The sequence below is a fragment of the Streptomyces sp. NPDC020681 genome (assembly GCF_044334895.1).
GTDB lineage: Bacteria > Actinomycetota > Actinomycetes > Streptomycetales > Streptomycetaceae > Streptomyces.
Genome location: NZ_JBIRTX010000002.1, coordinates 472,813 through 485,829 on the forward strand (window position 1 = coordinate 472,813; position 13,017 = coordinate 485,829).

9 protein-coding genes and 2 tRNA genes are annotated in these 13,017 nt (G+C 69.1%); 3 read left to right on the top strand and 8 right to left on the bottom strand.

The window, feature by feature from the left end; genetic code table 11:
• Positions 1-177: 177 nt before the first annotated feature.
• Positions 178-633, bottom strand: coding sequence for a carboxymuconolactone decarboxylase family protein (locus ACH4YL_RS05765; RefSeq protein WP_398505174.1), 456 nt, complete (start codon positions 631-633; stop codon positions 178-180).
• Between the two features lie 179 nt (positions 634-812).
• On the opposite strand from ACH4YL_RS05765, the gene ACH4YL_RS05770 reads away from it, so the two are divergent.
• Positions 813-3,281 carry a tetratricopeptide repeat protein gene (locus tag ACH4YL_RS05770; protein WP_398505176.1) on the top strand — a complete coding sequence of 823 codons (2,469 nt, stop codon included), beginning with the start codon at positions 813-815 and terminating at the stop codon, positions 3,279-3,281.
• 93 nt (positions 3,282-3,374) lie between these two features.
• On the opposite strand, the gene ACH4YL_RS05775 is transcribed toward ACH4YL_RS05770, so the two are convergent.
• Positions 3,375-3,447: transfer RNA gene (locus ACH4YL_RS05775), tRNA-Ala, on the bottom strand.
• Positions 3,448-3,627: 180 nt separating this feature from the next.
• On the opposite strand from ACH4YL_RS05775, the gene ACH4YL_RS05780 reads away from it, so the two are divergent.
• Together ACH4YL_RS05780 and ACH4YL_RS05785 are read left to right on the top strand one after the other, a co-directional pair.
• Positions 3,628-4,176: a helix-turn-helix domain-containing protein gene (locus ACH4YL_RS05780; protein WP_398505178.1), complete on the top strand. Its 549-nt coding sequence runs from the start codon at positions 3,628-3,630 to the stop codon at positions 4,174-4,176.
• Between the two features lie 49 nt (positions 4,177-4,225).
• The gene (locus tag ACH4YL_RS05785) at positions 4,226-5,572 is read left to right on the top strand and encodes a serine/threonine-protein kinase (RefSeq protein WP_398505179.1); all 1,347 of its coding nucleotides are present in this window, start codon (positions 4,226-4,228) and stop codon (positions 5,570-5,572) included.
• 75 nt (positions 5,573-5,647) lie between these two features.
• On the opposite strand, the gene ACH4YL_RS05790 is transcribed toward ACH4YL_RS05785, so the two are convergent.
• From ACH4YL_RS05790 to gyrA, 6 genes are all read right to left on the bottom strand, one after another.
• Positions 5,648-7,084, bottom strand: coding sequence for a hypothetical protein (locus tag ACH4YL_RS05790; protein WP_398505181.1), 1,437 nt, complete (start codon positions 7,082-7,084; stop codon positions 5,648-5,650).
• The gene (locus tag ACH4YL_RS05795; protein ID WP_398505183.1) at positions 7,081-9,045 is read right to left on the bottom strand and encodes a VWA domain-containing protein; all 1,965 of its coding nucleotides are present in this window, start codon (positions 9,043-9,045) and stop codon (positions 7,081-7,083) included. Before ACH4YL_RS05795 ends, ACH4YL_RS05790 begins: the two co-directional genes overlap by 4 nt.
• 209 nt (positions 9,046-9,254) lie before the next feature.
• Positions 9,255-9,389 (bottom strand): DLW-39 family protein, encoded by a 135-nt coding sequence (locus tag ACH4YL_RS05800; RefSeq protein WP_003958712.1) that lies wholly within the window; start codon positions 9,387-9,389, stop codon positions 9,255-9,257.
• Between the two features lie 180 nt (positions 9,390-9,569).
• Positions 9,570-9,643 (bottom strand) — tRNA-Ile (locus tag ACH4YL_RS05805).
• 69 nt (positions 9,644-9,712) lie between these two features.
• Entirely contained in the window at positions 9,713-10,258 is a 546-nt protein-coding gene (locus tag ACH4YL_RS05810) for a DUF3566 domain-containing protein (RefSeq protein ID WP_398505185.1), read from the bottom strand.
• A gap of 120 nt (positions 10,259-10,378) precedes the next feature.
• Complete coding sequence (gene gyrA, locus ACH4YL_RS05815; RefSeq protein ID WP_398505187.1) at positions 10,379-12,988, bottom strand: DNA gyrase subunit A; 2,610 nt, start codon at positions 12,986-12,988, stop codon at positions 10,379-10,381.
• Positions 12,989-13,017: the final 29 nt, after the last annotated feature.

Here is a 13,017-nt window from a genome sequence, read left to right on the forward strand (position 1 = left end):
CGCTCCTCGTCCGTGAATCCTTCGGACGTCCCCTTGGCCGCGGTGGTCCTCTTGGCGGGCTTCTGCGTGGCGTTCACGGCGGTTTCCTCCTGATATGCGGATTGCTGGTTGTTCTTCATTCTGGAGAGGTGCCGCGGCGACGGCTTCTCCGAAACTGATCTTCGGTGCCGGCGCCCGTCAGCCCCACGCGCCGGCGATCTGGCGGGTCGTGGCGTTGAGCCGGTTGAACAGGTTGGTGACACCGATCATCAGGACGATCGCGGCCAGCTGCTTCTCGTCGAAGTAGGTAGCGGCCGTGTCCCAGACTTCGTCGCTCACCGGGTCGGGACGGTCGGCCAGCCGCGTCGCCGCCTCGGCCAGCGCGAGGGCCGCCCGCTCCTCCTCGGTGAAGTACGGGGCTTCCCGCCAGGCGGCGACCGTGGCAAGGCGTTCGTCGCTCACGCCGGCCTTACGGGCCGTCTTGGCGCCGCCGTCGACGCAGGCGCTGCAGCCGTTGATCTGGCTGACCCGCAGGTGCACCAGCTCCAGCGTCTGCCCGTCCACGCCACCGGAGTGGACGGCCTTGAAGATCTCCTGAATGGGCTGCATCGCGTCGGACAGCACAACTGCGGGGTTCTGCATACGGGACTGCATCTGTCTGCACCTCTTCCGGGTCGGTGCCCCGTTCCCTCGGGGCGTGACTCCATAACAGCCGGGACCGCCTGCCACGACCACGCGGATGGGACACCGTGGGACAGCTGAAACAGCCTTGACCGGCGGTGACTTGGCTGGCGAAACTTCTGGCGAAGCGGGACGGAAACGCGGGGGGAACAGTGAACGGTCAGGAACGGACGGCACACGCCGACCCACAGGAGGAGCTGGCCGCGCGGCTGCGGCTGCTCCAGGAGCTGTCGGGGCTCGGCGTACGGGCTCTCGCGCGGGACGCCGACCTCAGCTCGTCGTCGCTGTCGCGCTACCTCAACGGGCAGACGGTGCCGCCCTGGCCCGCGGTGGTCGCGCTCTGCCGCCTCGTCAAACGCGACCCGCGCCCTCTGCGTCCCCTCTGGGAACGGACCTCGAACCCCTTGCCGGCGCCGCCGAAGAGCAGCCGCCTGGTGCGGCCGGCGCCCCGCAACGATCTGCCGCGCGACGCACCCGACTTCACCGGACGCGAGGAGCAGCTCGCCGCGGTGTTCGCCGCGGTCGCCAGCCATCGGGCGGTCTCCGTCGACGGCATGGCGGGCGTCGGCAAGACCTGTCTGGCGGTGCACGCCGCGCACCGGCTCGCCGCCGGCTTCCCGGACGCCCAGCTCTATGTGGACCTGCACGGGTTCACCGAGGGCCGGCCCCCGCTCGACCCCGACTCCGCACTGCGGATGCTGCTCGGCGCACTCGATGTCCCCTCCGAGAAGGTCCCGCAGGAGGGAATCGAGGAGCTGGCAGCCTGCTGGCGGTCGGAACTGGCCCGCCGACGGGTCGTCGTGGTCCTCGACAACGCCGCCGACGCCGACCAAGTCCGCCCGCTGCTGCCCGGCGCCGGCCCCTCCGTCGCCCTGATCACCAGCCGCAACCGGCTCCTCGGTCTGGACGAGGTGCCTCCGGTCTCGCTCGACGTGCTGAGCCCGCAGGAGAGCGCAGAACTCCTTGCCCGCGCCAGCGGCGACCCAGGCGGCCCCGACAGCAGACTGGCCCGCGATCCGGAGTCCGCCGCCGAGGTGCTGCGGCTGTGCGGCCATCTGCCGCTGGCCCTGCGGCTGGCCGCGGCACGGCTGCGGCACCGGCCGGGCTGGACCGTGGGCATCCTCGTCGAGCGGATGGCCGAGGGCGCGAGCGAGTTCGACGCCGAGTTCAGCGCGGCGTTCGCCATGTCGGTACGGCAGTTGAACCGGTCCCAGGCCCGCCTGTTCCGGATGCTCGGCCTGTTGCCCGGGGAGTTCTTCGACGAGTACGTGGTGGCGGCGCTGGCGGACATGCCGCTGCGCAGCGCCCGGGCGATGCTGGAGGACCTGCTCGACGCGCACCTCGTCCAGCAGCCGACGGGGAGCCACTACCGGCTGCACGACCTGGTGCACCAGCACGCGCGCCGGGCCGCCGCGGAGCAGGACTCGGCGGCCGAGCGGGAGCGGGCCCTGGGCCGGGTGCTCGACTACTACGTGCACGCGGCAGCCGCCGCCGACGCCGCGATGCCGTTCCTGTCGTCCGGTCGTACGGCCTCCGCGGGCCGGCCGCCGGCCGAGCTGCCGAGGTTCGCGGACAAGAACGCGGCTCTCGCCTGGCTCGTCAAGGAGTACGGAAACCTGATGGCCGCCTTCGAGACGGCGGCCGCCGTCGGGGCCGACGTGCACGTGTACGAGCTGCCGCGCTTCCTGCGGGCGTACTTCGCCCGCCGCTGCGGCACGACGCATCTCAACTTCCTCTTCGAGCGTTCGCTGGCTGCCGCCGAGCGCCTGGGTGATCCGCTGCAACTGGCCGAGGCACACAGTGACCTGGGCTTCGCGCGCTACAACGCGGGCCGGATGGCGGAGGCCGCCGCCGCATACGAGGCAGCCGGACTCCGGGTGTCCCAGGCGGGAGACACCCGGGCGGAAGCCGAACTGGCCGTGCGCCGCGGTTACCTGAGCTGGGACACGGGCCACGTCGAGGAGCCGCTCGAACTCTTCCGGCTGGCGGGGAAGCTGTACGAGCAGGCCGACAGCCCGGCGGGCGCGGCCCACGCGGCCGCGTCGGAAGCCTGGGCGATGCTGCAGCTCGGACACCGGGAGGAGGCGGCGCAGCGGGCCCGCGAGGTGCTGGGCATCCCCCACACCGACCCCGCCTGGCCGCCCACGCTGACGGCTCGGATCACCCTCGGCGTGGCCATCGCCCACGAAAAACCTGACGAGGCAGCGGAGCATCTGCGTCAGGCACTGGCGCTGGCCCGCGACGACGGACACCTGAACAACCAGGCGTGGTGTCTCAACTGCCTGGGCGTCGCGCTGCGGCAGATGCGCCGCTACGAGGAGGCGCTGGCCAGCCACCGGGAGGCGTTCGCGCTGCTCGACGAACTGTTCGAGGAACACTGGAAGATCCATTTCCTCAACGGCTACGGCGAGACCTGCCGGCTTGCTGGTCTCCCCGAAGAGGCCCTCCGTCTGCACCGGCAAGCGCTGGAGCTGGCCCCGAAGCTCGGAAACCGGTACGAGGAAGCGCTGGCCCACGAAGGGATCGCGATCGTGCTCGACGAGACGGATCCGGCCGAGGCCGCCGAGCACCGTGCGGCGGGGCAGGCCGTCCTGCAGGAGCTCAACCCCGGGGCTTACTGATCGGCCCGGAATGAGATGGCGGTGGCATGACACGCCCCTTGGGACAAAAAGACCCCCTGATCGCGTTTCCGCAGATCAGGGGGTCTTTGTGAGTGGAGCCTAGGGGAGTCGAACCCCTGACATCTGCCATGCAAAGACAGCGCTCTACCAACTGAGCTAAGGCCCCGGAAGGGTGGGTACGGCCGAGCAGACACACACATCGGCCACCGCCGCAGACCAGAGTACCGGGTGACCCCCTGGATCCTGCAAAAGGATTGGGACTCCCCGTCGGCGACCACTCTCCGTAAGATGCTCGGCGAGGTTCGCAGCAGCGAAGCCCGCTTTGGGGAAGCGATGGGGAGACGCAATGGACGCCGCACAGCAAGAGACGACCGCTAGAGCCAGAGAGCTGCAGCGCAGCTGGTACGGAGAGCCGCTGGGGGCGCTCTTCCGCCGGCTGATCGATGATCTGGGTCTGAACCAGGCCCGGCTCGCAGCCGTGCTCGGGCTGTCGGCTCCGATGCTCTCCCAGCTGATGAGCGGCCAGCGCGCCAAGATCGGCAACCCCGCGGTGGTCCAGCGCGTACAGGCACTGCAGGAGCTGGCGAGTCAGGTAGCCGACGGCAGTGTCAGCGCGGTCGAGGCGACCGACCGGATGGAAGAGATCAAGAAGTCGCAGGGCGGCTCCGTCCTCACCGGCACCAGCCAGAGCACCAGCAGCTCGGGGGCGCCGACAGTGCGCCGGGTCGTACGCGAGATCCAGTCGCTGCTGCGCTCCGTGTCCGCCGCCGGCGACATCATTGATGCGGCCGACTCCCTCGCCCCGACCCACCCCGAACTGGCAGAGTTCCTCCGGGTGTACGGCGCGGGGCGCACCGCGGACGCGGTGGCGCACTACGAGTCACACCAGAGCTGATCACCGAGGCACGGAGCCTCACTAGGGAACGGGGAGCGGGCGCAGCGCAATGGGTGAGGTCTTCGCTGGTCGGTACGAACTGATCGACCCGATCGGGCGCGGCGGCGTCGGTGCGGTCTGGCGCGCCTGGGACCACCGGCGCCGTCGCTATGTGGCCGCCAAGGTGTTGCAGCAGAGCGATGCTCACACGCTGCTGCGCTTCGTCCGCGAACAGGCCCTTCGGATCGATCATCCCCATGTCCTCGCCCCGGCCAGCTGGGCCGCGGACGACGACAAAGTGCTGTTCACCATGGATCTGGTGAGCGGCGGGTCGCTGGCGCATGTGATCGGCGACTACGGCCCGCTGCCGCCCCGTTTTGTGTGCACCCTGCTCGATCAGCTGCTGTCCGGTCTTGCCGCGGTGCACGCGGAGGGGGTCGTGCACCGCGACATCAAGCCGGCGAACATCCTGATGGAGGCCACCGGGACCGGACGGCCGCATCTGCGGCTGTCCGACTTCGGGATCTCCATGCGCAAGGGCGAGCCGCGGCTGACCGAGACCAACTATGTGGTGGGCACGCCCGGTTACTTCGCGCCCGAGCAGATGCTCGGCGCGGAGCCGGACTTCACCGCCGATCTCTTCGCGGTCGGCCTGGTCGCGCTCTATCTCCTCCAGGGCCAGAAGCCCGACTCCCAGGCGCTGGTCGAGTACTTCGCCAACCACGGCACACCCGGCGCGCCTCAGGGCATCCCGGAACCGCTGTGGCAGGTACTGGCCGGTCTGCTGCAGCCCGACCCGCAGGCGCGGTTCCGTACGGCCACAGGCGCGCGCAAGGCGCTCACCTCTGCCGTCGAGATGCTTCCGGAGGCCGGCGCGGACGAAGAGCCGGTGGAGGTCTTCGACCAACTGGGCCCGCTTCCCTCGGGGTTCGGCGCGAACGGCCCCGAAGATCCGGCTCAGGCGGCCGCCCAGGCTCCCGTACAGCGGCCGCTTCCGCCGTCGGAGACCGGCAGCTTCCACCTGGCCCCGCCACCGCAGCAGCCGCCCACACAGCCGCCTCACCCGGCCCATCCGGCCACTCCTCCCCCCATGCCTGCGGCCTCCGAGCCGACGCCAACACCGACGCCGACTCCCATCCCCGCTCCCGTACCGGCGCACAGCGCATCCCCCCTTTACGCTCAGGCGCACCCCGAGCAGTACATGCAGCCCCGGACCGGTCCGACCGGTCCGGTGAGTTACGAACCGTCTCCTACTCGTGCTTACACCGCTCAGAGCGCTCAGGTTCCGCACCCGCACGCACCAGTTCCGCAGACGGCAGCAAAGCGACCGGGACCGCCCCCGAAGGTTGCGGTCCCGGTGCTGATCGTCGCGCTGATCTGTTTTGCGGTCGGAATCTGGGCGCTGACCCAGTCCTGAGCGCCCAGTCCTGAGTCACGCGCAGTCCCGATTCACGCAGCCCTGAGCCACGCGGCCCGAGCCGCCCGTCCTGAACTACCAGGCGGGCGGCGGCCCGTACTGCCCCTGCCCCTGTCCCTGCCCTTGCGCCTGTCGGGGATCCTGGACCGGCCCGCCAGGCAGCTGACCTCCCAGAGCCTGGCCAGGCACATGCCCCGCCACCTGACCGTGACCAACCGCCTGTACCGCGCCCGGCGTCCGTCGCCGCGCAAGCAGCATCCACGCCCCGAGCCCGAGCACCAGCACGGTCCCCGCGCCGATACCCGCTGCCGCGACCAACTTCATCGTGCCGCTCTTCGCCACCTCGGGCGCGCTCTTCCCGCTGTCGGCGGCCGCCTGGTCGTCGTCGGTGACCTGGAAGTCCCCGGCGGAGTCTGCATACGCCGGGGCGCTCGTCGCTTCTCCCTCGACGTTCACGCGCAGGGTGAGCGGAATCGCCGTCGTGCCGTACTCGTCGCCGACTTCCGGATTGAGCGTCACCGAGAGGTAGTACCAGCCGGCGAACCGCATGGCCTTGGTGGAGGAGTTCGAGTCGTACCGGTTCGCGTATGCCACCGGCGGCAGCGGATCCAGTGCGACCGACTTCTGCTTGCCGTCGTAGTAGCTGCTCTCGGCGTGCTCGGCCATCCCGCGCGCCGGGTTGTGGAGTGACAGCACCAGGGCGTTGGAAACAACATCGGCACTGTCGGAGGCCTGGCTGGAGCCGAGGTCCGCGCTGGCGAAGATCTGCTGTCCCCAGTTCACCGGCACCCGGTAGAACCTCGTCTGACCGGGGACGATCGAGTCCTGCCACTCGCCTTCCTTGAGACCGGTGGCGTCCGTGAAGCTCGTCCCACCGGACCGCTTCTCCGGACCGCCGCCGGGCGCCGGCGGCGAGGCTGAGGGCCAGTTCTCGGACGGCGCGGTCGCCGCGGCCGACTTCAGCCCGGGCTCGGAGGCGAAACGGATCTCCACGTCCCACGCTTCGGGTGTGGAGGTGTCCTCACTGGTCCGCTCGAGAAGGACGTAGTACGGGCCCGCCTCCTGGCAGCTGCTGCTGTCCTCCTCGATCGTCCGGTCCGCGTAGGCGGCGACCGGCCTGGCATACGCAGCGGAGCCGAACTGGGCGTCCTCACTGCCGCACTTGGTGCCCGAGCGGTCCTCGATGCTCACCGCGAGCTTGTCCGAGTAGGCGACCTTGGTGGCCAGCTTGGGAACCGCCACCGCCGAGATGTACGCATTGCTCTTGGCGTCCAGGTCGACCCGGTAATAGCGCTTCTCGCCCGGCTTGATCGAGTCCTTGTAGGCCGTGCCGGGCTGCAGGGACGGTCCGTCGCTGTTGACCGCCGCGCCCTGGACGGGCTTCACCGCGCTGTCGAAGACATACGGATTGGGTTTGCCCGCCGCCCATGCCTGCCCCGGCAGCGCCGCCACCGCGCACATCGCCGCGATGGCGGCCGCCGTCACCCGGCCCGTGCCGCGCTGCCTCTTCACGCGCTTCTCCTTGATGTGGTGGTGTCCGTGGTGTTGTCCGTGATCCTGCTCGTGGCCGTGCCGCCCGACCTGCGGCGTACGAGGACGAGGGCCAGGCCCGCGATCAGGATGACCGCTCCGCCGGCCGTAGCGGCGATCACGGTGCCGGACCATCCTGCCCCGCCGTTCGCTCCGCTGTCTGCGCGGGCGGCCGAATCGCCCTTGTTGTCCGCCTTGTTGTCCGCCTGCTGGGCGGCGGGCGGCGCGTCGTGCTGCGGCCCGGCCAGTTCCCTGCCCAGCACCGCCACCCTCAGCACCACGCCGATCTGCGGGTTCTCCGCGATCTCGGCGGCCTTCGCGCCCAGCGTGACGGCGATGTAGAAACCACCTCTGGTGTGCACCGGCACGACGTTCGGGTGGGACTCGTGGCGGTTGGTCCAGGCGACCGGCACGGTGCCCATCTCCAGGGCCATCGGCCGTCCGTTGTAGACCGTCTGCGGGCTGAACTCGCCGGTGCCGCCGCCGACCGGCGAACGTCCCGGCGTGAAGACCTGAGTGGCTCCGTACGACCAGACCGACGAAGAGCCCTTCACCGTCGGCTCGTTGGCGAACTCCACGTCGTAGCGAAGCTGCTGGCCCCAGCCCACCGGCACCTTGTACCAGAGCGTCTGCGAGGGCAGCACCTTGTCCCGCCACACGCCCTGTCCGACCTCCTTGGCGTCGTTGAACCCTGTGCCGCCCGTCACGTCCCGCGGATCGCCCGTCGGCAGTGAAGCGTCCTTGTCGCCCTCCCCGTACTCCGGCTGCGACTGCGCCGGCGTCACTCCATCGGGCAGCGGCTGCTCGACGCCGTACGTCAGCTCCAGCGGCCAGCGCGCGGCGTCCGAGGCCTTCTTGCTCTCCCGCCCGACGACCAGCCAGTACCGGCCCGCCCTGTCGCAGGCACTGGTGCCCTTCTCGCTGGGAATCCGGGCAACGGCCGAGGTCAGTGGTGTCGCGCCTTCCTTCTGGAAGAAGTGCTCGGTGCTGGTCTCACAGGAACTGTCAGTGCCGTACGCAATCCTGGTGCGCAGTGCGTCCAAGGTGTCGACCGCCGCCCCCGGTTGCGGCACCGCCGTCGCGGAGAACTGAACAGTGGACGCGTCATCCAGATCGACCGCGTAGTACCGCTCCTCACCGGGCCCGATGGTGTCCAGATACTGCCCCGGCAGAAGTGCGGGCGCCGCGTCGCGCCGCGGCGTGCCCGCGACCGGCTTGCCGCGGAATTGGTACCCGTCGGCGGACAGCTGCGCGGAGCGCTGGAGCTGGCGGGCGAGCGCCTTGGCGTCAGGAGCGTCGTAGTAACGGCCGTTGCCCGCCTTCGCGATGCACTCCAGCTGCTGCCGTGCCGCGCCGCGCACCTGGAAGCCGACGGCGTCGATCCGCAGTCCGACGCCCTCCTTCGAAAGCTGCTCGGCGACCTCACAGGGCTGTGGAGAACCGCAGTTGTCGTCGCCGTCGGAGATCAACAGGATCGTACGGGTGCCGATCGCGCCGTCCGTGGGCTCGGGAAGGTCCTTGGCGGCCTTTTGCAGCGAAAGCCCTATAGGAGTGTCGCCCTTGGGCTGCACGCCTGCCACGGCCTGCTTCAGGCCCGCCCGGTCCAGCGGCTGTACGGGCCGTACGAGCCGGGTGTCGGTGCACCCCGCAGGCTGATCGGCGCCATAGACGCGCAGCCCGGTCGGATGTCCGTCGGGCAGCGCGTCCACCACCGTGCCCACGGCCGCGCGTGCGGAGTCCATCCGGCTCCGCCCGGTGCCGTCGTCGTCCGCCATGGAGCCGGAGGAGTCGAGCACCATCACCAGGCTGCTCTTCCCGTCCGTCGCCGCCGGCTGCGCCGTCTGCTCGGCCGCGCCCGCGGCTGGCAGTGGCCCCACCGCCAGCGCGAGCAGCGCCGCCCCGATCGTTGCCGCCGACGCCCGGCGGCCCAGTGCTGCCTTCACTCGTGTTCCCCTCCCGAGTCCCCGAAGTTTGCTCTCGCAACCTAGTGATTTGCGGAGGTGAACTCAAGAGAAGGACTGTCACGGTCCCGCTACGGCAGACCGAGCTTCCAGGGCCCACGACCGGCCCACGACCGGCCCACGAACCCGGACAGCGCGAAGCCCCGGCCGCTTCACGCGACCGGGGCCTCACCACTCAAGATTGCTGCGTCTCACACACCCGAACCTGCGGGCACGGAGTCGGTCGCCTCCGTCCACAGATCCTGCTCGGCGCGATCCGCCTGGATCTGGCGGTACACGAGGAGCCCGCCGATGGCGGCCAGTGCGACCAGGAGAAGCTTCTTCACCGCGCGACCTCGTCTTTCCTTGACGTATGAGGACTTCTGCCGCCCGACTATACACACCGACCGATACCATTCGGTGACCTGCACGGGTCCCGGCCACGGCCTGTCAGGAAGCCCAACTGGGGTCCGGGACAAAGCGATCGGCCCGCACGGAGAAGCTCCGTACGGGCCGAATCAGAAATGTGGGGCTAACAGGATTTGAACCTGTGGCCTCATCCTTATCAGGGATGCGCTCTAACCAACTGAGCTATAGCCCCGCCGCGCTGCGCGCTGACTCATGAAGATTAGCGCACGTCGGGGCCAGTCCCAAAATCGGTTGTCCTGTCTCACTCGTCCTCTGCGAGCGTCAGCTCGACGCCGCCCACAAATCCTGCGGACAAGTTGTAGATGAACGCTCCGAGCGTCGCCAGCGCCGTGGCCAGCACCACATCGATGACCGCGATCACCGAGGTGAAGATGAGCACCCGCGGCAGCGACAGGAACGACTGAAGATCAAAACCATTGCTCTCGTTCGAGCCGGTGGCCTCGCTGATCGTGCCGCCGACCGTGGAGAAGACGCCCATGGCGTCCATGACCATCCACAGCACCGCGGCCGCGATCACCGTGCAGATGCCCAGCGCGATGGAGAGCAGAAAGCTGACCTTCATCACCGACCACGGGTCGGCCTTGGCCACCCGCAGTCGTGCCTTGCGGGTACGCGGAGTGGTCCGCGCACCGGTACGCGGCACCCGCACACCCGCCTGCGTTCCTCCGCCCCCAGGGGGCGAGGGATACGCCTGCGGCGGGTGGTACGGCTGAGCCGGCTGCTGCGGCGCCGGCTGCTCGCCGCCAAACATCTCGTACTGGGGCTGGTGCCCCCGGGTGTCCGTCACCGTCATCCCCCTGCGTTCGGCGGGGGTGGCCCCACCCTGGGAGTCCGCGGCAGGGCCACGGGCACCGTTCGCTCCAGCTCCGCCATCGGCCGAGCCGGCGCCCGTGGCTCCACTCACGCTTTACTCCTCGTGCTCCCCGGCCGAGGACTCGGTGCCCTCGACTGCCGCCTCGGCCGCACCGCCCTCGGCCTCCACGGTCCCTTCGACCTCTGCGGCCGCTTCGACCTCTTCAGCCTCACGACCGGCCTCGGCGTTACGAGCGATACCGACAACGGCATCGCGCTTGCCCAGGTTGATCAGTTGGACGCCCATGGTGTCACGGCCCGTCTCCCTGACTTCGTTGACTCGCGTACGAATCACACCGCCACCGAGGGTGATGGCGAGGATCTCATCCGAACCCTCGACCACCAGCGCGCCCACGAGAGAACCACGGTCCTCCACGATCTTGGCGGCCTTGATACCGAGGCCACCGCGACCCTGGACGCGGTATTCGTCGACGGCGGTCCGCTTCGCGTACCCACCATCAGTGGCTGTGAATACGAACGTACCGGGCCGGACGACATTCATCGAGAGCAGTTCGTCGCCCTCGCGGAAACTCATGCCCTTGACCCCGGATGTCGCACGGCCCATCGGGCGCAGTGCTTCGTCCGTCGCGGTGAACCGGATCGACTGGGCCTTCTTGCTGATGAGCAGCAGATCGTCCTCGGCCGACACCAGCTCGGCGCCGATCAGCTCGTCGTCGCTGCCGTCCTCCGTCTCACGGAGGTTGATCGCGATGACACCGCCCGACCGCGGAGAGTCGTAGTCCTTCAGCGACGTCTTCTTCACCAGGCCGCCCTTGGTGGCGAGCACCAGATAGGGCGCGGCCTCGTAGTCGCGGATCGCGAGAATCTCGGCGATCTGCTCGTCCGGCTGGAAGGCCAGCAGGTTGGCGACGTGCTGGCCACGCGCGTCACGGCCGGCGTCCGGGAGCTCGTACGCCTTGGCGCGGTAGACACGGCCCTTGTTGGTGAAGAACAGCAGCCAGTGGTGCGTCGTGGAGACGAAGAAGTGGTCGACGATGTCGTCTTCCTTGAGCTTCGTGCCCCGCACGCCCTTGCCGCCGCGCTTCTGCGAGCGGTAGTCCTCCGTCTTCGTGCGCTTCACATAGCCGCCACGGGTGATCGTGACGACGATGTCCTCCTCGGCGATCAGGTCCTCGATGGACATGTCACCGTCGAAGGGCACCAGCTTGGAGCGCCGGTCGTCGCCGAACTTCTCGACGATGACGGCCAGTTCCTCGCTGACGATCTGACGCTGCTTCTCGGGCGAGGCCAGGATCGCGTTGTACTCGTTGATCTTGGCCTGCAGCTCGTCGTGCTCGGCGACGATCTTCTGGCGCTCCAGGGCGGCCAGTCGGCGCAGCTGCATCTCGAGGATGGCATTGGCCTGGATCTCGTCGATCGTGAGGAGACCCATCAGGCCCTCACGCGCGATCTCGACCGTGTCGCTGCGCCGGATCAGCGCGATGACCTCGTCGATCGCGTCCAGCGCCTTGAGCAGACCGCGCAGGATGTGCGCCCGCTCCTCGGCCTTGCGCAGCCGGAACTTCGTCCGCCGGACGATGACCTCGACCTGGTGGTGCACCCAGTGGCGGATGAACGCGTCCAGCGAGAGCGTCCGCGGCACGCCGTCGACCAGCGCCAGCATGTTCGCGCCGAAGTTGGTCTGCAGATCGGTGTGCTTGTAGAGGTTGTTCAGCACGACCTTGGCGACGGCGTCGCGCTTGAGCACGATCACCAGGCGCTGGCCGGTGCGGGACGAGGTCTCGTCACGGACGTCGGCGATGCCGCCGATCTTGGCGTCCTTCACCAGGTCGGCAATCTTCTGCGCGAGATTGTCCGGGTTGGTCTGGTACGGAAGCTCCGTGACCACCAGGCACTGGCGGCCCTGGATCTCCTCGACCTCGACGACCGCGCGCATCGTGATCGAGCCACGGCCGGTGCGGTACGCCTCTTCGATGCCCTTGCGGCCCACGACCAGTGCGCCGGACGGGAAGTCCGGGCCCTTGATCCGCTCGATGAGCGCGTCCTGAAGCTCCTCGTGGGTGGCGTCCGGGTGCTCCAGCGCCCACTGTGCGCCGGCCGCGACCTCGCGCAGATTGTGCGGCGGGATGTTGGTGGCCATGCCGACGGCGATGCCCGCCGAGCCGTTCACCAGCAGGTTCGGGAAGCGCGCCGGCAGAACCGTCGGCTCCTGGTTACGCCCGTCGTAGTTGTCCTGGAAATCGACGGTCTCCTCGTCGATGTCCCGGAGCATCTCCATCGACTGCGGCATCAGCTTGCACTCGGTGTACCGCATGGCAGCGGCCGGGTCGTTGCCCGGGGAACCGAAGTTGCCGTTGGAGTCGACCAGCGGCATCCGCATCGACCACGGCTGCGCGAGACGTACGAGCGCGTCGTAGATCGAGGAGTCGCCGTGCGGGTGGTACGTACCCATGACGTCACCGACGACGCGGGCGCACTTGTAGAAGCCCTTCTCGGGCCGGTAGCCACCGTCGTACATCGCGTACAGCACGCGCCGGTGGACGGGCTTGAGACCGTCCCGTACGTCGGGCAGCGCACGCGAGACGATGACGGACATCGCGTAGTCGAGATAGGAACGCTGCATCTCCGTCTCGAGCCCGACGGGCTCGATCCGCAGTGCCGGCTCTTCCTCTTCGGTGGTCACAGGAGTGTTCTCGTCGGCCATTGCTGGTCTTCAGTCCTTTCGTGCGGTCA